Consider the following 18,934-nt stretch of genomic DNA (forward strand, 5'->3'; position numbering starts at 1 on the left):
TATAGTCCCGGCAACGCATTTTCGAACGGTTCTCGAACAAGGGGTGGACGCTTGGCCAGAGCAGCACAGCCGAAGGGCGCGAAGACCGCGCCCGCCAAATCGCCGCCATCGAACCGCGAGCGCCCGGCCGAGCCGGCGCGGTTCGAGGCGAGCAAGGAACAGCTGCTCGAATTCTACCGCCAGATGCTGCTGATCCGCCGCTTCGAGGAGAAGGCCGGCCAGCTGTACGGGCTGGGCCTGATTGGCGGCTTCTGCCACCTCTACATCGGGCAGGAGGCGGTCGCCGTCGGCATCCAGTCCGCGCTGGAGGTGGGCAAGGACAGCGTGATCACCGGCTATCGCGATCACGGCCACATGCTGGCCTACGGCATCGATCCGAAGGCGATCATGGCCGAGCTGACCGGCCGCGCCGCCGGCATCAGCCGCGGCAAGGGCGGATCGATGCACATGTTCTCGACCGAGCATAAATTCTACGGCGGGCACGGTATCGTCGGCGCGCAGGTGTCGCTGGGCACCGGCCTCGCCTTCGGCCACAAATATTCGAACGATGGCGGCATCGCGGTCGCCTATTTCGGCGACGGCGCGGCCAACCAGGGCCAGGTTTCCGAATCCATGAACATGGCGGAGCTGTGGAAGCTGCCGATCATCTTCGTGATCGAGAACAACCAATATGCGATGGGGACGAGCGTGAACCGCTCCTCGTCCGAGGATCAGCTGTTCCGCCGGGGCGAGAGCTTCCGCGTGCCGGGCCTGCAGGTGGACGGGATGGACGTGCTGGCCGTGCGTGGTGCCGCCAACGCGGCGGTGGAGTGGGTGCGCGCCGGCAAGGGGCCGGTGCTGCTGGAGCTGAAGACCTATCGCTACCGCGGCCACTCCATGTCCGATCCGGCCAAGTACCGCTCGCGCGACGAGGTGCAGGCGGTGCGCGAGAAATCCGACCCGATCGAGGCGGCCAAGCGCGAGCTTGAGACGCTGGGCGTGACCGAGGACGAGCTGAAGAAGCTGGACAAGGAGATCCGCGCGATCGTGCAGGACGCCGCCGACTTCGCCGAGGAATCGCCGGAGCCGGACCTCGACGATCTGTATACCGACGTTCTGGTGGGGCAATATTGATGGCCGTCGAACTGAAGATGCCGGCGCTCTCCCCGACGATGGAGGAGGGCACGCTCGCCAAGTGGCTGGTCAAGGAGGGGGACGCGGTGAAATCCGGCGACATCCTCGCCGAGATCGAGACCGACAAGGCGACGATGGAATATGAGGCCGTGGACGAGGGCACGATCAGCAAGATCGTGGTGGCCGAGGGCACGGACGGCGTGAAGGTGGGCACCGTGATCGCCCTGATCGCCGGCGAGGACGAGGAGGCCGGCGAGGCGGCCGAAGCGCCGACGGAGGAGCGCGCGGGCGAGGCCGCCAACGCCGCGCCGAAGGAGGCGCTGAAGGACGAGGCCGCGCCGCCGATCCCCGAATCCGCGACGCCGCACCAGATGGAGACGGGCGCCCGCGATCTGGTCGCCTCCGTGACGAGGACGACCGACGATCCGGAGGTTCCGGAGGGCACCGAACTCGTCAAGACGACGGTGCGCGAGGCGCTGCGCGACGCGATGGCCGAGGAGATGCGCGCCGACGACCGCGTGTTCGTGATGGGCGAGGAGGTCGCCGAATATCAGGGCGCCTACAAGGTGACGCAGGGGCTGCTCGACGAGTTCGGCCCGCGCCGCGTGATCGACACGCCGATCACCGAGATGGGTTTCGCCGGCGTCGGCGCCGGTGCCGCGATGGGCGGGCTGAAGCCGGTCATCGAGTTCATGACCTTCAACTTCGCCATGCAGGCGATCGATCACATCATCAACTCGGCCGCCAAGACCAACTACATGTCCGGCGGGCAGATGCGCTGCCCGATCGTGTTCCGCGGGCCGAACGGCGCCGCGGCACGGGTGGGTGCGCAGCACAGCCAGAATTACGGGCCGTGGTATGCCAGCGTGCCGGGCCTGATCGTGATCGCGCCCTACTCGGCGGCCGACGCCAAGGGCCTGCTGAAGGCGGCGATCCGCAGCGAAGATCCGGTCGTGTTCCTGGAGAACGAGCTGATCTACGGCCAGAGCTTCGAGGTGCCGAAGCTGGACGATTACGTGCTGCCGATCGGCAAGGCGCGCATCGTACGGCCGGGCAAGGACGTGACGATCGTCAGCTACTCGATCGGCGTGGGCGTATCGCTGGACGCGGCGGGCAAGCTGGCCGAGGAGGGGATCGACGCCGAGGTGATCGATCTGCGCACCCTGCGCCCGCTGGACAAGGCGGCGGTGCTGGAGAGCCTGGCCAAGACCAACCGCATGGTGGTGGTGGAGGAAGGCTGGCCGACCTGCTCGATCGCCTCCGAGATCGCGGCGATCGCGATGGAGGAGGGATTCGACGATCTCGACGCGCCGGTGCTGCGCGTGACCAACGTCGATGTGCCGCTGCCCTATGCCGCCAACCTGGAAAAAGCCGCGCTGCTGAAGGTGGACGACGTGATCGCGGCGGTGAAGAAGGTCTGCTACCGGCAGGGGTAGGCGGCGCGGAATGACTTGCTTGAGAGAGCGCGCCTTCGTGCGCCGCCGGCCGCCTTCAGGGTAGCGGATCGGCCCGGCCGGCGAGATAGGCGGCCAATTCGTCCTGCGTGTTGATGTTGGCGGGGGGTGCGGCGGGCGTCACGCGTCGTGCGCCGGCTTCCGCGATCCAGCCGCGCATCGCGCGATCGCCGCTCCGGTCCAGCCAGTCGAGCAGCGCGCCGGCCTGATCGGCGCGCCACAGGCCCAGCAGCGGCTGGCCCTGGATCACGGCCGGCGCGGGGGCGAGCAGGGTCGCGAGGTCAAGCGGCAGATCGGGCAGGTCGCAGCCGCTGGTGAGGACCAGATCGTGACCGTGGGCCTGCGCGTGGCAGAGCGCCCCGGCGAGGGCGCCGAGCGGGCCGAGGCCGGGGCGGGGTCGGTCCGCCACCTGCGTCAGCCCCGGCCAGGCGCGGCCGACCACCACCAGCGCGTCGCACTGCGGGCGGAGGCGGGCGGCGACGTGCGCGATCATCGCCCGGCCGTCGATCGGCGCGGCCGCCTTGTCGGCGCCGAAGCGGCGGGCGGCGCCCCCGGCGAAGATCGCGCCGAGGATGCTCACCGCCGCGCGATCCACCCGTCAGTCGCGACCCGGGCGCGGGCCGGCGATGCCGCCCGCCCGGCCGGTCTAGCCGCCGATCCTGACGCGCAGGCCGCCGAACACGGCGCGCCCCTGCGTCGCGTAGCCGACGACATCCTGGTAGTTGCTGTCGAACGCATTCTCGATCCGCCCGAACGCCTCGATATTAGGGGTGATGGCATAGGCCACGCGGGCGCCGCCGAGAACATAATCGTGCAGCCGGACGGTGGGTGCCGGAAACTGATCGAAGTCCACGTCGTTCCGGCGGCCGACATAAGCGAGCGAGGCGCCCAGGGTGAGCGGCCCGGCCGTCCAGTCGGCGGCGAGATTGCCGCTGTGCTTCGGCCGGCGGACTTCCTTCAGCGCGACGCCCGATGCGACCTGCTGGTCCTTCGCATCGAGATAGGTGTAGTTCGCGGTGAGCCGCAGCCCGGCGAGCGGCTGCGCCTGCACGTTCGCCTCGATGCCGCGCCGCCGGCTCCTGCCCGTGGCGTTGGCGGTGGAGGAGAGGAAGGTCGTGCTGTCGAACACCGAGACGATCTCGTCGCGCAGGCGGTTGCTGAACGCCGTTACCTCGGCCGAGAAAGCGGGGCGGACGAAGCGCACGCCGGCCTCGTAGCCGCGCGACGTCTCCGGCGTCAGGTTCGGGTTGCCGACGAAGCTGCCGGGGAAGAAGCCGTACAGATCGAAGAAGGTCGGCTGGGCGGTGCCCTCGCCGTAGGTGCCGACGAGCGACAGCCCGTCCGCCACCGTCAGGATGGCGCTGGCGCGCACCGTCGTCTGGTTGGCGAAGCGGTTATAGTCGTCGTGCCGCACGGCGACGTCGGTGGCGAGGAGCCGGCCCCAGGCGGCGCGCCACTCCCCGACATAGGCGGTGCGGCCGCGCGTGCGGCGCTGGTCGGTCGCGCCGAAATACTGGTCGTCGGAGGCGCGGAACGTTTCGTCCTCGCGCTCCACCGCGGCGATCAGCGTGTGGGCGGTGGTGCCGATGTCGAGCCGGTGGACGAGCTGGCCGCCGACGCGGAAGCGATCGCCGCGCGTGCGGTTCAGCGGCGTGTCGCCGTTGCGGTTGCGGTTCTCGCTGCTCAGGTACATGCCGTCCGCCGTGACGCTCCACGGCGCATCGGGGCCGAGGCCCAGCGTGGCCCAGCCGCGCACGGCGCCCGTCTCGGTGCGGGCGGCGTCGGCGGTGTCGGCGCGCTGGAAGGTGACGGGATCGGTCCCGTCGAACTGGTTGTCATGCTCGATATAGCGGCCGACGATGCCGATCTCGCCGTCGCCGCCGGCGGGGCGGGCGACCGCCTTGACGCTGGCCGTCTTCGTCTCGAACCCGTCGCGATCGCCCCGGCCGCCGCCGAGCGCGTCGATGCCGTCGCCCTTCAGCCACGATGCGGTGGCGGAGACCCCGGCGCTCTCGCCGCCGGTGACGAGGCTGGCGGCGCCGCGGCGGAAATCGCGGCTGCCATATTCGCCGGTGGCGGTGGCGCGCAGGGTGCCGAGCGGATCGGGCGTCTCCATCGCGATCACGCCGCCGAGCGCCTCCGAGCCCCACAGCGCCGACTGCGGGCCGCGCACCACCTCGATGCGGCCGAGGCCGTCGGCGGAGAAGGTCTCGAAGCGGGCCTCGTTGCCGGCGGCGGGATCGTTGAAGGCAATGCCGTCGATGAACACCAGCGTGTGGTTCGCCTCGGCGCCGCGGATGCGGACCTGCGTCTGCGCGCCGGGCGAGCCGGTGGTGGCGACCGACACGCCCGGCGCGAGGCGCAGCAGATCGAGCGCGTAGGGGCTGCCCAGCGCCTCGATCCGCGCCTGATCGATCACGGTGACGGTGGCCGGCGCCTCCGCCTGGGTGACGGGCACCAGCGCGGCGCTGACGACGATGTCGGGCGCAGTGGTTGACGCGGCGGGCGCGGCCGCGGCTGCGGCCAGGATGAAGGCGATGGTCATGAAATCCCCCTTGACGACTGCACCTGTCGTCTCGGAGGATCGGGGCGGATCCGGCCCGCACCTTTCCACGCGCTTGCGGCTGGACCCGGCCGGGCGCGGACGACGGCGAAGGCAGGTTCCAGACTCCCCGCCCCGATCGGGCGGATCACTGTTGCGGGCACAGCGCCGGATCTTCCCCGGCTTCCCTTTTCACCGCCCCCGGGCCTTGCTGGCCGGGCGGCACCTTCGCTGGCCGCGCCGCTAGAGGCTGGCGGGCCTGCTTGTCAAGCAGGCGGCTTGCCTGTAGAGGCGCGCCTTCGCATCCGGGCTGGTCGGAAACCAGCCCTCAGCCGGAGGCCTTTTCGTGAAGAAGAACATCCACCCCGACTATCACATGGTCAACATCCAGATGACCGACGGCACCGTGTTCCAGACCCGCACCGTGTGGGGCAAGGAAGGCGACACGCTGCAGCTGGACATCGACCCAACCGTGCATCCGGCGTGGACCGGCGGCAAGGGCACGATGCTGGACGCCGGCGGCCAGGTGGCCCGCTTCAACAAGCGTTTCGGCGGCCTCACGCTCGGCAAGAAGTAAGCGCGGCGGCGCCCCTTGCCGGGGCGCCACCCTCAGCGGCGCAGCGCCTGCACCATGCCGGCGGCGATCGAAAGCGCGATCTCGGCCGGGCCGAGCGCGCCGATGGCGATGCCGGCAGGCCCGTCTATGCGCCCCAAGGCCGCCTCGTCGAAGCCGGCGGCGGCCAGCCGCTCCAGCCGCTTGGCGTGGCTGCGCCTGGAGCCGAGCGCCGCGATGTAGCCGGCGGGCGATCGCAGCGCCGCGACCAGCGCCGGATCGTCTATCTTCGGATCGTGGCTGAGCGTGACCACCGCCGTCGCTGCGTCGGGGCGGAGGGCGGCGACCGCCTCGTCCGGCCAGCGCCCGTCAAGCGGGACGCCGGGGAAACGCTCCTCGGTGCGGAAGCGGTCGCGCGGATCGATGATGGTCGCGGCGACATCCAGCCCGCGGGCGAAGCCGGCGAGCGGCAGGGCGATCTGCACCGCCCCCACGATCAGCAGGCGGCGCGGCGGCAGATAGGCGTTGACGAAGCGGTCCGCGCCCGCCGCATCGCCCTCCCGGCTGGTGCCGCCGGCCAGATCGGTGGTGATGGCGAGCGGGGTGCCGGCCGCCCGCGCGGCGGCGATGCGATCGAACAGCGCCGGGGCGAAGCCCGCCTCGCTCACCGGCTGCACGATCACCGCGATCTCGCCGCCGCAGGGCAGGCTCACCGACCAGGCGGTCTCCTCGGCCACGTCGAAGGTCAGCCGGCGCAGCCGCCCGTCGGCGATCGTCTCGGCGGCGGCGGCCAGCACCTCGCCCTCCACGCAGCCGCCGGAGACCGACCCCTCGAAACGGCCGTCCGCCGCCACCAGCATGTGGCTGCCGCGCGGGCGCGGGGCCGAACCCCAGGTGGAGGCGACGGTGGCCAGCGCCATGGGCATCGGTGCCCAGGCGCGGGCGGCGGCGACGAGCCGGTCGAGCTCGCCGGTCATTTCAGGGGTGTGTTCAGGGTTCGTCATCATGGCCTTGTCCGTCGCGATCGTCGCCTCGCCCGCCGCCGAACGCGCGAACGAGGCATAGGGACAGTTGGGGTCTGCGCCACGCTTCCGCCACTGTTGCCTCCTAGCGGCGGAATACCATGTCCGGAGTGTTGCTGATGAACGGGAATGAGGACGATGTCGCCTCGCTGGCGACGGTGGTGGTGCGGGCCGCCGATCTCGGCATCAAGGCGGGCGAGATCGCGACCGCCTCCGGTTTCGTCATCGCCGCGCGCCTCAGCCTGATCGGTGCCGCCTTCACCAACCCGCTGGATGCGAACTATCGCGAGATGGGCCGGATGATGCCGGAGAAGCTGTTCGCCCTCTCTTACTCCGGCATCGCCCTGATCGAGCAGATGGGCGCCTTCCAGCGCGATCTGGCGGCGCAGGCGATGGACATCGTCCACCTGATGATGGGCGGCGTGCCCAGCGCCGCGCGGCTGCGCGGGATGGCGGAGGATGCCGGGCGGCGTGGATCGCGCGCGATGATGTGGCCGGTGCTGACGGGCGAGGCGACGATGACGCCGGTGCATCGCACCGTCACCTCCAACGCGCGACGGCTGCGCAACGCGCGCCGTGCCGCCTGACCTCAGGCGGGATAGGACGCGCCTGCGAAATAGAGCCCGTCCGGCGGCGCGTTGAGCCCCAGCGCGGCGCGATCGCGGGCATCGCGCGCGGCGACCAGATCCTTAGCCGACCAGCGCCCGCGCCCAACGAGGACGAGGCAGCCGACCATCGAGCGCACCTGATGGTGCAAGAAGGAGCGGGCGGCGGCGTGGACCGCGATGCCGTCTCCGTCCCGGACCACGTCCAGCCGGTCGAGCGATTTCAGCGGACTGGCCGACTGACAGTGGACCGACCGGAAGGTGGTGAAATCATGCGTGCCGGTAAGCGCCTGCGCCGCCGCGTGCATGGCCGCGGCATCGAGCGGGGCGGCCACCTGCCACGCTTTGCCCGCCAGCAGCGCCAGCGGCGCCCGCCGGTTGACGATGCGGTACACGTAGCGCCGGCCGGTGCAGGAGAAGCGGGCGTGCCAGTCCCCCTCCGCAACCTCGCAGGCGAGCACGGCGACGGGATGGGGCCGCAGCCGGGCGTTCAGCGCCTCCATCAGGCGGAACGGGGCAATCGGGCGGGCGATGTCGCAGTGCGCCGCCATCGCCTCGGCATGCACGCCGGCATCGGTGCGGCCGGCGGCGTGAAAGGCGACGGCCTCGCCGACGATCGTCGCCGCCGCCGCCTCCAGCGCGCCCTGCACGCCGGGGCCGTGCGCCTGCCGCTGCCAGCCCATGAACGGGCGGCCATCATATTCGATCGTCAGGCGGAAGCGCGTCAAGAAAGCCGCGTGCCGGGCGGGATAGGGAAGCCGTGCAGCAGATCGGCCGGTGCCATCGCCGCGCGCCCGGCCCGCTGCACCACGAGCGGGCGGATCGCGCCCGTGCCGCAGGCGATCGTCAGTGCCCCGTCCAGCACGGTCGCGGGCGGGCCTGCGTCGCCGGTCGCGACGGCGGCGAGGATGCGGATACGCTCGCCCGCATGTTCGAAGAAGGCGCCGGGGGCGGGGTTGAAGGCGCGGACCTGCCGCTCCACCGTGGCGGCGTCGGCGGTCAGGTCCAAGCGCGCCTCGGCCTTGTCGATCTTCGCGGCGTAGGTGACGCCGGCCTCCGGCTGCGGCACCGGCGGAAAGGCGGCCAGATCGGCCAGCACCCGCGCCATCAGCGCCGCCCCAGCCTCCGCCAGTTCGGTGGCGAGGGCGCCGGCCGTCTTGTCGCCGATCGGCGTGGCGACCGTCGCCAGCATCGGGCCGGTATCGAGGCCGCGCTCCATCTGCATGATCGTGACGCCGGTGGTCTCGTCTCCGGCCATGATGGCGCGCTGCACGGGCGCCGCGCCGCGCCAGCGCGGCAGCAGCGATCCGTGCACGTTGAGGCAGCCGCGCCGCGGCGCCGCCAGCACCGCCGGCGGCAGGATGAGGCCGTAGGCGGCGACCACCGCGACGTCGGCGGCGAGTGCGGCGAAGGCGGCCTGCGCTTCCGGATCGCGCAGGCTGACGGGGTGGCGCACCGGCAGGCCGGCCGCCTCCGCCCGGCGCTGCACCGGTGAGGGCGTCAGCGCCTTGCCGCGGCCAGCGCGGCGCGGCGGCTGGCAGTAGACGGCGGCGATGTCGTGCCCCGCGGCGATCAGCGCGTTGAGCGTCGGCACGGCGAAATCGGGCGTGCCCATGAAGATGATCCGCATGCCTCCCCCTCAACCGCCTGGGCGCGGCGCATGCAAGCCTCTATCTGGCCGATCCGCGCCGGAGCCCCTATCTGTTCCTGCCATGGCCTCTCCCGAAATCGACGCGCTGACGCAGGCGCTCGCCCGCCTTCCCGGTCTCGGGCCGCGCTCCGCCCGGCGGGCGGTGCTGCACCTGCTCAAGAAGCGCGAGGCGGCGATGGCGCCGCTGCTGCGCGCGCTGGAGGCGGTGAACGCGCGGCTGGTGACGTGCGCCACTTGCGGCAACGTCGATACGGTCGATCCCTGCTCGATCTGCGCCGATCCGCGCCGCGACGCGCGGCTGCTGTGCGTGGTGGAGGAGGTGGCGGACCTGTGGGCGCTCGATCGCTCGCGCCTGTTCCCCGGCCGCTTCCACGTGCTCGGCGGGCGCCTGTCGGCGCTGGAAGGGGTGCGGCCGGAGGATCTGGCGATCGAGGGGCTCGTCCGCCGCCTGGACGCGGGCGGCATAGACGAGGTCGTGCTGGCGATGAACGCCACCCTGGAGGGGCAGACGACGGCGCACTATCTGGCGGAGCGGATCGAGGCGTTTCCCGTGCGCGTCACCCAACTGGCGCACGGCCTGCCGGTGGGTGGCGAGCTCGACTATCTGGACGAGGGCACGCTGGCGCAGGCGCTGCGCGCGCGCCGCCCGATCGCCTGACGCGCCCCGGCACATTGACGATTCGGCCGCCCGATCCTAATTTCCGCAGATGGCCATCCGCACGATCCTCGAAGCCCCTGATCCCCGCCTCAAGGTGATCTCGACCCCGGTCGAGACCGTGGACGACGAGGTGCGGGCGCTGATCGACGACATGTTCGAGACGATGTACGACGCGCCCGGCATCGGCCTGGCCGCCGTGCAGATCGGCGTGCCGAAGCGCGTGCTGGTGATCGACCTGCAGGAGGCGGGCGAGGACGGCGAGGCGGTGCGCCGGCCGATGGTGTTCATCAATCCGGAACTGTTCGACCCATCCGAGGAGCAGCGCACCTATAGCGAGGGCTGCCTCTCCGTGCCCGATCAATATGCCGAGGTGGACCGGCCGGCGATCGTGCACGCGCGCTGGCTGGACCGCGACGGCAACGCGCAGGAGGCGGCGCTGGACGGCCTGCTCGCGACATGCCTGCAGCATGAGATGGACCATCTGGAAGGCATCCTCTTCATCGATCGCCTGTCCCGCCTGAAGCGCGAGATGGTGCTGAAGAAGCTGGACAAGGCCCGGCGGCAGCGCCGCGCCGCCTGATCGCCGCCGCATCCGCCGCGTGATCGCCGCGGCGGAGCCCTTGCAAATTCCGCTCCCGCACGGCAGAGTTCGCTTTCTGTTCCGCTGGAGCGACGCATGCAGATCGGTATCGCACTCGCCATCGTGGCGGCGCTCGCGCTGGGCCTGGCCGGCGGCTGGCTGACGTGGGGGCGCACGGGCGGCGCGCTGACGCGCGAGCGTGACGAGTGGCGCGACAAGTTCACCCGCGCCATCGCCGACCTGAACCGCGCGCTGGCCGAGGCCGAGCAGCTGCCGCCGCTGCGCACCGAGGTGGCCGAGGCGCGGCGCGGTCACGACACGCTGCGCCGCGAGTCGGCCGAGGCGGTGGAGGCGATCCGCGCGCTGCACGATGCGGCGCGGCGTGAGGCGGCCGAGGCGGCGGCGGAGGCGCGGGCGCTGCGCGCCGATGGCGAGGCGCGCGGCGAGGCGGCGCAGTCGCAGTCCCGCCTGCTCGCCGAGGCTCGTGGCACGGTGGCCGAGATCCGCGCGATGCTGGACGCGGCCCGCGCCGAGACGGCGGCGGCGGTGGCCGAGGCGCGCGGCCTGCGGGCGGATCGCGATGCCCGCAGCGAGGCGGCCGAGGCGCAGCTGCGCCAGCTTATTGAGGCGAGGGAGGCGCTCTCCGCCCAGTTCGGCGAGGTGGGCGCGAAACTGCTCGACGCCGCGCAGCGCCAGTTCCTCGAACGCGCCGACCAGCGCTTCCACCAGGCCGGCGCGGCCAGCGAGGAGAAGATCAAGGCGGCGCTCGCCCCGGTGGAGGCGACGCTGAAGCGCTACGAGGACGGCGTGGCGAAGGTGGAGGAGGAGCGCCGGCGCGAGCAGAACCAGCTGACCGGCGTGATCAACGAGATGCGCATGGGGCAGGAGGCGGTGCGCGGCGAGGCCTCGCGGCTCGTGAACGCGCTGCGGGCGGCGCCCAAGGCGCGCGGGCGCTGGGGCGAGCAGCAGCTGCGCAACGTGCTGGAGAGCTGCGGCCTGGCCGAGCATACCGATTTCCGCACCGAGGTGAGCGTCGACACCGACGATGGCCGGCTGCGGCCCGACGCGATCATCACCGTGCCCGGCGGCCGATCGCTGGTGGTGGACGCCAAGGTCTCGCTCAACGCCTATCAGGACGCCTATAATTCGGTGGACGAGGGCGAGCGGCGGCTGGCGCTGACGGCCCATGCGGCGGCGATGAAGGCGCATGTCAACGGGCTGGGCGGCAAGGATTATGGCGCCCAGTTCGCCGATGCGCCCGATTACGTCATCATGTTCGTGCCGGGCGAGCATTTCCTCTCCGCCGCGCTGGAGCATGATCCCGGCCTGTGGGACCATGCCTTTTCCAAGCGCGTGCTGCTGGCGACGCCGACCAACCTGATCGCGATCGCCCGCACCGTCTCCGCCGTGTGGCGGCAGGAGAAACTGGCGAAGGAGGCGCGGGCGATCGGCGCGCTGGGCAAGGAGATGCACGACCGGCTGGCGGTGGCGGCCGGCCACCTGAAGAAGATGGGCGGCGGGCTAACCAGCGCGGTGAACAACTACAACGCCTTCGTCGGATCGTTCGAGCGCAACGTGCTGAGCACGGGCCGCAAATTCCGCGATCTGAACATCGAGACGGGCGCCCGCGAGGTGGACGAGGTGCCGCCGGTCGAGGCGCTGGCCCGCTACGGCGACGAGCCGTCGCTGCCGGAGCCGGAGGAACGCGAGGCGGCGGAATAGGCGATTGGCTTGCGAGAGCGGTCGTCGCGCCGAGGGGGTTTGACGTTACCGATCTACGCATGCTTGCCGGCCGAGCGAAGCGGTCGGGTGCTGAACCCGCTTGTCAGACACTCCGATTGAACATGCGTATCGGCTGTTCGATCTCGGGCAATCGCCATCCTGAACTTGTTTCAGGATCCATGCACGCGGTCAGTTGCTCGTGACGCTTCACCGTGCCGCTCTGTCTCACATGGATCCTGAAACGAGTTCAGGATGACTGGCTACATGTTAAGACGAACCATCCGCCAGCCGGGCTCGCAGAGGACCAGGCGCTGATGTTCGGATCCTTCGTAAGACCTGTCCCACGACACGTCGCCACCTTCGCTCTTGACGGCGCCATATACTTGCCGCTCCCGCCGTGCGGCGCTGCCATCGAAGCCGTGGGTGGACGATCCTGTCTGCTTCGTCCCCGCCGCGCCAAGTCCGCGTATCCCGCCATGCTTCAGGCGGTGAACTTGTTGCACCGCGCTATGTCGGCGTAGGCGACGGTGCCGAACTTCAGCTGCTGATCGGTGCGCTGGCGAACGTTGAAGGCGCGCACGGCGCTGATCTGCGTCTCGCTGATCCAGCGGTTGGCGACGACCGGCTGATAATCATAGACCACCTCGACGAACATCACGGCGGTGCCGGGTGCCGCCGCGACCTGCTGGCGGCCGGAGGTTTGCGGGCCCATGCCGGTCTGCGTGTCGACGGTGCCGTTGCCCGGCGTGGATTTCGCCTGGTTGGAAGGGGCGCTGCTGGCGGTGACGCCGTCCGTCCGGAACGCCTCGGTACCGTCGGAGATGACGGCGCCGCCGGAGGTTTCCGGCGTGCCGTAGCTGGAACTCGCATTCTTCGCGCCGGCGCAGCGCTGCCAGCGGATCCACTGGTAATTGTTCGGATTGTTGCCCGACACGTCGGTGCGCGATTCCAGGCTGGAGATGATGATGCGGCCGTGATCCGCGAACCCAATGCTGCGGCCGACGAACTTCGCGCCGGTCATGATCTCGTTGATGTCGCCCTCGGTGATCTGATCGCGCACGCGGCCGGCATTGTCGGCGGCGGTCATCGCGATCTGGCTGACGCGCAGGTTGGCGATGCCGAAGCTCGCAATCTCCAGCCCCCCCAGACCCATCAGCAGCAGCACCGGCAGAGTGAGCGCGAAGGAGATGAGCTCGGCGCCGCGCTCGTCCGCGTGCAGGCGGGCGGCGAAGCGGCGGGCGGCGCGGAGGGCATGCCGGCGACGGGTCATTTCTTGCATTGCGGGAACGCCTGCGAGCCATAAGGCTGGTTCTTGAGGACCATGTTGGCCTGCACCTGCTCGGCATCCGCCCAGCCGAGGAAGCGGCTCAGCGGCACAATGCGCGGGAAATCGGCCCGCACCGTATAGTATACGAGATCGTCCGATCCGCCGAGGCCGGTGCGTCCGGCGGTCGCCGCCGGATCCCACATGCCGTTGCCATTATCGTCATAGTAGCAGTCGACGCCGCGATCGTAGACACCGTTGGCATTGGAATCGACGTACTTCTCGTCCTTGCCGACGCCCGAGAATTGCGAGTAGCTGCGCTTGTCGATCGTGACCGTCACGTTGCGCTGGAACGACGAGAGCTGGCTACGGATGAAGGCGTCGATCTGGTCCGGCGTCTGGTTGCCCACCGTCGCGCGGCGGGCGGCCTTGTGCAGAGCGCCTTCCACCATCGAGCCGATATAGGCGCGATAACCGAAATCGGTGAGCACCAGCAGGATGATGAATAGCGGGATGCAGACGAAAGCATATTCGACCATCACCGCGCCGCGGCGATCGCGGCGCAGGCGTCGGCCGAGGCGGCGCAGGCCCGTCACTGCGTGAGCCTCAGCGCGCCGATGCTCTTGCCGATCTCGACGAACTTGGCGGTGAGCTGCGCCGAATTGGCCGAGACGGAGGCCTGCGCCTCGCTGGTCGCGCAGCTCTTGAGCGAGTCCGAGAGGGTCGAGGCGAAGGCGATCACCCAGATCGAGACGCCCATCTGCTTGGTCGCCGCGCACATCATCTTGAAGCGCTGATCGTGCCGGGCATCGGAATCGGCGTCGGTGGTGTAGCCGCCGGTGACGCGCTTATCCCACTTCTCCATGCCGTAGGTGTGGTAGAGGGTGGCGCCGGTATCGATGATGCCATCCGTCATGTAGATGACCTGGCGGGATACCGGCATGCTGCCGTAGGTGGCCGGATTGTCCGCCGCGAAGATGCCGCCGCGGGAGAGCAGGCGCGCGCCCCAGATCATGCCGTTGTCATGATAGGTGCCGCCATCCGGGGTCAGCGTGTCGAGATAGGTGGAAAGCGTCGCGCGGCTCCACACCTGCAGGCGCGTGGCGGGCGCGGGGCAGGCGACCTGCGGCTTGGAATTGTAGCCCGGGAAGCTGCGGTAATTCTCCCAATAATATCTCTGGTAAGCGTCCTGATCGACGCCGTCGGCGCGGAACTCCACCTCCGGCCAGTAGGGCGCCCACTTGGTCGCGTTGTTGCCGTTCGGGATCATGTCGATATCCAGATCCCAGGCATCGCTGGGGATAGTGTAGCCGGAGGAGCCGGTGATCGTCGAAACGGTCTGCCGCTCCTCGATGCAGCCCTTCCAGCTGGAGGTGGCGGCGATCGGCGCCGGATAGGTCAGCTTCGCGTAGATGCCGTAAGGGGTGACCGTGGTGTTCTGCGCCGGCGTGTTGACGGTGCCCAGCGTCGCCCCGCTGGCGCTCAGCGTGTTGACATAGTCGGTCACGGGATACGTCATCGGCTGGTAGGTCCAGCTGGCGAAGGTGCCGCCCGATGGATTGTTGTCCGTGTAGGTGCAGGTGCCGCTGTTGCTGCGCGAGCCGCCCTTGCCGCTGCAGTAGCTGGCGGTGGTGCCCGTTTCCGAATGCGCATATTTCGCGATGCGCGACTGGTAGGTGTAGTTGTCGCTGACGATGTAGTTCGGGTTGACCGACTTCAGGATCGCGCCGACGTTCATGCCGCTGGAAAAGGGCACGATCGAGTAGCGCAGCCGCAGGCCTGCCGCCTCCAGCTTGGTCTGCACCGGGGTAAGCTCGTCATAGAGGGCCAGCACCGCCGCCCGCAGCGCCACGATCTTGGAGGATGGGCCGCCGTTTACGTCGGTGCCGTTGACATCCTGGTCCATCGATCCGGTGGTATCCAGCACCAGCACGATATCGGTGTTCACGAAATCCTGCTTGGCGTCGCAGGTCACGTCCAGCGGCAAGGTGGTGAAGCCGAACAGGCGCATGATCTGCGTGGGGATGGTGGTGCTGGCGGCGACGACGACGGTCGAGTCCGGCCCCTGGGTGATCGAGGGCGTGAAGGCGGCGGTGCCCCAGGTGGCCTGCGGAAAGTTGAAGTTGAAGAACTTGCGGGCCTCGTCCGTCACCGTCTGATTGACGACGCCGCCGCTCATCACGCGACGGCCTGCCAGGGCCGCGGCGTCGCACGCCTGCTGCAGCCGCGCATGCGCCATGTAGGTGCGGGTGAGATCGATGCCGGAGCCCATCATCGCCAGCAGCGGCAGCAGCGACGCGCCGACGATCGCCAGCGTGTTGCCGCCGGTGTCGCGCGCCAGCCTCGAGAGAAATGACCTGTCCGCCCGCTCACCCTGCGCTTCGCGCCCGACCATTCGTCTGTGTCCCCGCCGCAAACCCGGCGCCCGGCGCGCCCACTGCGTCCTCCTCTGCGGGAAAGCGGCTAAATTTCGATTAATCCTTCTGCGCAGGCGACCGGGATATTTGCCGCCGCCCGGCGCGGAAGCGTGCCGGATCGGGGCAGGGCCTCAGCCCTCGCGCAGATAGGCCAGGCAGCCGCGCTGGTACGACCAGCTATAATCCATGCAGTCGGCGGTGGTGCGCAGATGGCGCGCGGCGGCGAAGCGATAGCCGAGATCATAGTCCGAGCAGTCCTCGCAGGCATCGGCGATGCGGGCCTGATCCGCCAGATCCGGATTGGCGTCGGCATAACGATCGGGACCGTACACCTCGCCCTCCGCCGGCGCATCGAGGCGATCGGGCAGCGAGGTGCGGGGTGCTATGGGCGGCGCCATGCCGGCGATCGTCGCCTGACCGGCGACAGTGCCGAGCGCGACACCCGCCGCGAGGGTGAGGCCCAGTTTCCAGTATGAAGCCACCATTGCCGCACCCCTGTGCCGATGGGCGGGTAACAGGGGCGCGGCGAAGCGGTTCCACCGCGCGATCAGAAGATCGGGTCGTTCTCCGTCGGCACGTCGCTGTGGATGCCGCACTCCACCTTGTCCCACCCCCGCCAGCGGCCGGCGCGGGGATCCTCGCCGGGCTTCACCACGCTGGTGCACGGCGCACAGCCGATCGAGAGATAGCCTTCCGCCTCCAGCGGATGGCGCGGCAGATCGTGCGCGGCGAAATAGCCGTCGAGATCGGTCTTGGTCCAGCTGGCGAGCGGGTTCACCTTCATCCGCCCGTCCTCCACCTCGAAGCGCGGCAGGCCGGTGCGGGTGGCGGATTGGAAGCCCTTGCGGCCGGTGATCGAGGCATCGAACCCCTCCAGACCGCGCGCCAGCGGCTCCACCTTGCGGATCTCGCAGCAGCCGTCCGGATCATAGGACCAGCGCAGGTCCGTCGCATCCTTGGCCGCGAGCGCCGTCGGATCGGGCCGCAGGCTGCGCACGTCGGTGAGGCCGAGGCGGGCGACCAGCGTATCGCGATAGGCGAGCGTCTCCGGAAACAGCTTCAGCGTGTCGAGCAACAGCACCGGCACGGTGGGATCGATGCTGGCGACGAGGTGCAGCAGCACGGCCGATTCCGCCCCGAAGGAGGAGACGACCGCCGCCTTGCCGACCAGCCGCTCGGTCAGCACCGCGCGCAGCATGTCGGCCGTGTCGACGCCGCGGAAGCGGTTGTTCAGCGCCACCGCCTCCGCCATCACGAAGCGAGGGTTCACGTCGATCAGGTCGATCCTGCGCGCGGCCTCAGCCATGCCGCAGCGCCCATACCGGCGAGCGGCCGTCCGCCGCCTTCTGGTAGACATGGTCGTAGCGATCCAGCGCCCGCGTCAGCGCCGCGGCATCAATGTCGGCCTCCGGCGCGAACGCATCGAAGCCGCAGCGGCGCATCAGCGGGATCTGATCGACCAGCACGTCGCCCTGCGCGCGCAATTCCCCCACATAGCCCGCCTCGCGCAGGATGCGGGCGGCGGAATAGCCGCGCCCGTCGCGGAACTTGGGGAAGGCGATCTCGACCAGAGCGAGCTGATCGAGATGCGGGATCAGCGCGCGCGCATCCTCATCCGATTCCAGGCGGACGGCGGTGGCGTTGGTCTGGCCGAGAAAGGCATCGAGCGTGACGGCGGGCTCCTCGTGGCGCTCGTCATCGCGGTAGCGCAGCAGCTCACCCATAGATCGCCTCCTTGAACGGGGCCATGCCGACGCGCCGATAGGTGTCGAGGAAGCGCTCGCCCTCGGTCCGCAGGCCGCGATAGGTCTCGACCGCCTTCTCCACCGCATCGACGATGCCGTCTTCCGAGAAGCCGGGGCCGACGATCTTGGCCAGGCTCGCATCCTCCGCACCCGATCCGCCGAACAGCAGCTGATAATTCTCCTCGCCCCTCCGGTCGACGCCGAGGATGCCGATGTGGCCGGCATGGTGGTGGCCGCAGGCGTTGATGCAGCCGCTGATCTTCAGCTTCAGCTCGCCCAGATCGCGCTGCCGTGCCGGATCGGCGAAGCGCGTCGCGATCTTCTGCGCCACCGGGATCGAGCGGGCATTGGCGAGGCTGCAATAATCGAGGCCGGGGCAGGCGATGATGTCGCTGATGAGATCGAGATTGGCGGTGGCCAGGCCCGCCTCGTCCAGCGCCTGCCAGATCGCGTGCAGGTCGCGCGTGCGGGCATGCGGCAGCACGATGTTCTGCGCATGGGTGACGCGCAGCTCGTCATAGGCGTAGCGCTCGGCGAGATCGGCCATCAGGTCGATCTGATCGGCCGAGGCGTCGCCGGGAATGCCGCCGATCGGCTTCAGACTGATGGTGACGACGGCGTGGCCCGGCTGCTTGTGCGCGCGGACGTTCTGATCGAGCCACAGCGCGAAATCGGGGTCGCTGCGGTCAACCGTGTCCGGCAGGTCAGCCTCGAACGCCGGCGGCGCGAAATAGGCGGCGATGCGCTCATACTCGCCGGCGGGCGGATCGAGGCCGAGCGTCTTCACATGCGCCCATTCCTCCTCCACCTGCCGCGCATATTCCGCCGCGCCAAGCTCGTGGACGAGGATCTTGATGCGCGCCTTGTAGATATTGTCGCGTCGGCCGTAGCGATTGTAGACGCGCAGGCACGCCTCGACATAGCTGAGCAGATCCGCCTTGGGCAGCCACTCGCGGATCACCGGCGCCACCATCGGCGTGCGGCCCATGCCGCCGCCGGCGAACAGGCGGAAGCCCACCTCGCCCGCATCGTTGCGGTGCAGCTGGAGGCCGATATCGTGCAGCTTCACCGCCGCGCGATCCTCGTCCGCGCCGATCACGGCGATCTTGAACTTGCGCGGCAGGTAGCTGAACTCGGGGTGGAAGGTGCTCCACTGGCGCAGCAGCTCGGCCCAGGGGCGCGGATCCTCGACCTCGTCGGCGGCGGCGCCGGCGAACTGATCGGACGAGATGTTGCGGATGCAGTTGCCGCTCGTCTGGATGGCATGCATCTCGACGGTGGCGAGATCGGCGAGGATGTCGGGCGCCTCGTCCAGCTTGATCCAGTTATACTGGATGTTCTGGCGCGTGGTGAAGTGGCCGTAGCCCTTGTCATATTTGCGGGCGATGTGCGCCAGCATCCGCATCTGGCGGCCGTCAAGCGTGCCGTAGGGCACCGCCACCCGCAGCATGTAGGCGTGGAGCTGGAGGTAGAGGCCGTTCATCAGCCGCAGCGGCTTGAACTGGTCCTCGCTCATCTCGCCGGCGATGCGGCGCTGCACCTGATCGCGAAACTCGGCGACGCGGGTGTCGACGATCGCCTGGTCATATTCGTCATATCTATACATGG

At 69.7% G+C, this 18,934-nt stretch carries 18 protein-coding genes, 1 pseudogene and 1 riboswitch; of the genes and pseudogenes, 7 read left to right on the top strand and 12 right to left on the bottom strand.

Annotated elements, in window-relative coordinates:
- The first annotated feature begins 51 nt into the window (after positions 1–51).
- On the top strand, positions 52–1,113 hold the full coding sequence (pdhA, locus tag GNT64_RS05560; protein ID WP_231639297.1) for a pyruvate dehydrogenase (acetyl-transferring) E1 component subunit alpha: 1,062 nt from the start codon (positions 52–54) through the stop codon (positions 1,111–1,113).
- Positions 1,113–2,549, top strand: a complete 1,437-nt coding sequence (locus GNT64_RS05565) for a pyruvate dehydrogenase complex E1 component subunit beta (protein ID WP_156678604.1) — start codon at positions 1,113–1,115, stop codon at positions 2,547–2,549. The genes pdhA and GNT64_RS05565 overlap by 1 nt, the downstream gene beginning before the upstream one ends.
- A 55-nt stretch (positions 2,550–2,604) precedes the next feature.
- Here the strand turns inward: GNT64_RS05565 and mobA are convergent, their stop codons facing one another.
- Both mobA and GNT64_RS05575 read right to left on the bottom strand, forming a co-directional pair.
- Positions 2,605–3,147: a molybdenum cofactor guanylyltransferase gene (mobA, locus tag GNT64_RS05570; protein ID WP_156678605.1), complete on the bottom strand. Its 543-nt coding sequence runs from the start codon at positions 3,145–3,147 to the stop codon at positions 2,605–2,607.
- 66 nt (positions 3,148–3,213) lie between these two features.
- On the bottom strand, positions 3,214–5,112 hold the full coding sequence (locus GNT64_RS05575) for a TonB-dependent receptor plug domain-containing protein (RefSeq protein ID WP_156678606.1): 1,899 nt from the start codon (positions 5,110–5,112) through the stop codon (positions 3,214–3,216).
- A gap of 93 nt (positions 5,113–5,205) precedes the next feature.
- Positions 5,206–5,354: riboswitch (cobalamin riboswitch) on the bottom strand.
- Between the two features lie 101 nt (positions 5,355–5,455).
- Here GNT64_RS05575 and rpmE point away from each other — a divergent pair.
- Positions 5,456–5,686, top strand: coding sequence for a 50S ribosomal protein L31 (gene rpmE / locus GNT64_RS05580; RefSeq protein ID WP_156678607.1), 231 nt, complete (start codon positions 5,456–5,458; stop codon positions 5,684–5,686).
- Positions 5,687–5,718: 32 nt separating this feature from the next.
- On the opposite strand, the gene GNT64_RS05585 is transcribed toward rpmE, so the two are convergent.
- Entirely contained in the window at positions 5,719–6,639 is a 921-nt protein-coding gene (locus GNT64_RS05585) for an XdhC family protein (RefSeq protein ID WP_156678608.1), read from the bottom strand.
- Between the two features lie 164 nt (positions 6,640–6,803).
- Here GNT64_RS05585 and GNT64_RS05590 point away from each other — a divergent pair, with 164 nt between their 5' ends.
- Positions 6,804–7,271 carry a hypothetical protein gene (locus tag GNT64_RS05590; protein ID WP_156678609.1) on the top strand — a complete coding sequence of 156 codons (468 nt, stop codon included), beginning with the start codon at positions 6,804–6,806 and terminating at the stop codon, positions 7,269–7,271.
- Here the strand turns inward: GNT64_RS05590 and truA are convergent.
- Positions 7,254–8,017: pseudogene (gene truA / locus GNT64_RS05595) on the bottom strand (tRNA pseudouridine(38-40) synthase TruA); the annotation flags it as partial. The gene GNT64_RS05590 and the pseudogene truA overlap by 18 nt on opposite strands.
- Complete coding sequence (gene fmt / locus GNT64_RS05600; RefSeq protein WP_156678611.1) at positions 8,014–8,919, bottom strand: methionyl-tRNA formyltransferase; 906 nt, start codon at positions 8,917–8,919, stop codon at positions 8,014–8,016. The pseudogene truA and the gene fmt, both read right to left, overlap by 4 nt.
- A gap of 82 nt (positions 8,920–9,001) precedes the next feature.
- Here fmt and recR point away from each other — a divergent pair, with 82 nt between their 5' ends.
- The 3 genes from recR (at position 9,002) to GNT64_RS05615 (ending at position 11,900) form a co-directional block, all read left to right on the top strand.
- The gene (gene recR, locus GNT64_RS05605; protein ID WP_156678612.1) at positions 9,002–9,598 is read left to right on the top strand and encodes a recombination mediator RecR; all 597 of its coding nucleotides are present in this window, start codon (positions 9,002–9,004) and stop codon (positions 9,596–9,598) included.
- A 49-nt stretch (positions 9,599–9,647) separates the two neighbouring features.
- A complete protein-coding gene (gene def / locus GNT64_RS05610; RefSeq protein WP_156678613.1) occupies positions 9,648–10,178 on the top strand; it encodes a peptide deformylase in 531 nt (176 codons plus the stop codon).
- A 96-nt stretch (positions 10,179–10,274) separates the two neighbouring features.
- Positions 10,275–11,900 carry a DNA recombination protein RmuC gene (locus tag GNT64_RS05615; protein WP_156678614.1) on the top strand — a complete coding sequence of 542 codons (1,626 nt, stop codon included), beginning with the start codon at positions 10,275–10,277 and terminating at the stop codon, positions 11,898–11,900.
- 481 nt (positions 11,901–12,381) lie between these two features.
- Here the strand turns inward: GNT64_RS05615 and GNT64_RS05620 are convergent, their stop codons facing one another.
- The 7 genes from GNT64_RS05620 to GNT64_RS05650 all read right to left on the bottom strand — a co-directional run bounded on the left by GNT64_RS05620 (position 12,382) and on the right by GNT64_RS05650 (position 18,932).
- Complete coding sequence (locus GNT64_RS05620; protein WP_197277295.1) at positions 12,382–13,170, bottom strand: pilus assembly protein; 789 nt, start codon at positions 13,168–13,170, stop codon at positions 12,382–12,384.
- On the bottom strand, positions 13,167–13,760 hold the full coding sequence (locus GNT64_RS05625) for a TadE/TadG family type IV pilus assembly protein (RefSeq protein WP_231639299.1): 594 nt from the start codon (positions 13,758–13,760) through the stop codon (positions 13,167–13,169). Before GNT64_RS05625 ends, GNT64_RS05620 begins: the two co-directional genes overlap by 4 nt.
- Positions 13,757–15,559, bottom strand: a complete 1,803-nt coding sequence (locus tag GNT64_RS05630; RefSeq protein WP_156678615.1) for a TadE/TadG family type IV pilus assembly protein — start codon at positions 15,557–15,559, stop codon at positions 13,757–13,759. Before GNT64_RS05630 ends, GNT64_RS05625 begins: the two co-directional genes overlap by 4 nt.
- 153 nt (positions 15,560–15,712) lie before the next feature.
- Positions 15,713–16,066, bottom strand: coding sequence for a hypothetical protein (locus GNT64_RS05635; RefSeq protein ID WP_156678616.1), 354 nt, complete (start codon positions 16,064–16,066; stop codon positions 15,713–15,715).
- A 62-nt stretch (positions 16,067–16,128) separates the two neighbouring features.
- Positions 16,129–16,887, bottom strand: a complete 759-nt coding sequence (locus GNT64_RS05640) for a phosphoadenylyl-sulfate reductase (protein ID WP_156678617.1) — start codon at positions 16,885–16,887, stop codon at positions 16,129–16,131.
- A complete protein-coding gene (locus GNT64_RS05645) occupies positions 16,880–17,305 on the bottom strand; it encodes a DUF934 domain-containing protein (protein ID WP_156678618.1) in 426 nt (141 codons plus the stop codon). Before GNT64_RS05645 ends, GNT64_RS05640 begins: the two co-directional genes overlap by 8 nt.
- Positions 17,298–18,932: a nitrite/sulfite reductase gene (locus GNT64_RS05650; RefSeq protein ID WP_156678619.1), complete on the bottom strand. Its 1,635-nt coding sequence runs from the start codon at positions 18,930–18,932 to the stop codon at positions 17,298–17,300. Before GNT64_RS05650 ends, GNT64_RS05645 begins: the two co-directional genes overlap by 8 nt.
- Between the last annotated feature and the right edge of the window lie 2 nt (positions 18,933–18,934).

The organism is Sphingomonas profundi (genome assembly GCF_009739515.1).
In the GTDB taxonomy this organism is placed as follows: Bacteria; Pseudomonadota; Alphaproteobacteria; order Sphingomonadales; family Sphingomonadaceae; genus Alterirhizorhabdus; species Alterirhizorhabdus profundi.

What these genes read in the sequence shown, in the direction of transcription:
- GNT64_RS05565 (WP_156678604.1), top strand. Translation starts at nt 1,113, where the DNA reads ATGGCCGTCGAACTGAAGATGCCGGCGCTCTCCCCGACGATGGAGGAG.
- GNT64_RS05575 (WP_156678606.1), bottom strand. Translation starts at nt 5,112, where the DNA reads ATGACCATCGCCTTCATCCTGGCCGCAGCCGCGGCCGCGCCCGCCGCG.
- GNT64_RS05585 (WP_156678608.1), bottom strand. Translation starts at nt 6,639, where the DNA reads ATGACCGGCGAGCTCGACCGGCTCGTCGCCGCCGCCCGCGCCTGGGCA.
- GNT64_RS05590 (WP_156678609.1), top strand. Translation starts at nt 6,804, where the DNA reads ATGAACGGGAATGAGGACGATGTCGCCTCGCTGGCGACGGTGGTGGTG.
- fmt (WP_156678611.1), bottom strand. Translation starts at nt 8,919, where the DNA reads ATGCGGATCATCTTCATGGGCACGCCCGATTTCGCCGTGCCGACGCTC.
- recR (WP_156678612.1), top strand. Translation starts at nt 9,002, where the DNA reads ATGGCCTCTCCCGAAATCGACGCGCTGACGCAGGCGCTCGCCCGCCTT.
- def (WP_156678613.1), top strand. Translation starts at nt 9,648, where the DNA reads ATGGCCATCCGCACGATCCTCGAAGCCCCTGATCCCCGCCTCAAGGTG.
- GNT64_RS05615 (WP_156678614.1), top strand. Translation starts at nt 10,275, where the DNA reads ATGCAGATCGGTATCGCACTCGCCATCGTGGCGGCGCTCGCGCTGGGC.
- GNT64_RS05620 (WP_197277295.1), bottom strand. Translation starts at nt 13,170, where the DNA reads ATGACCCGTCGCCGGCATGCCCTCCGCGCCGCCCGCCGCTTCGCCGCC.
- GNT64_RS05630 (WP_156678615.1), bottom strand. Translation starts at nt 15,559, where the DNA reads ATGGTCGGGCGCGAAGCGCAGGGTGAGCGGGCGGACAGGTCATTTCTC.
- GNT64_RS05635 (WP_156678616.1), bottom strand. Translation starts at nt 16,066, where the DNA reads ATGGTGGCTTCATACTGGAAACTGGGCCTCACCCTCGCGGCGGGTGTC.
- GNT64_RS05640 (WP_156678617.1), bottom strand. Translation starts at nt 16,887, where the DNA reads ATGGCTGAGGCCGCGCGCAGGATCGACCTGATCGACGTGAACCCTCGC.
- GNT64_RS05645 (WP_156678618.1), bottom strand. Translation starts at nt 17,305, where the DNA reads ATGGGTGAGCTGCTGCGCTACCGCGATGACGAGCGCCACGAGGAGCCC.
- GNT64_RS05650 (WP_156678619.1), bottom strand. Translation starts at nt 18,932, where the DNA reads ATGTATAGATATGACGAATATGACCAGGCGATCGTCGACACCCGCGTC.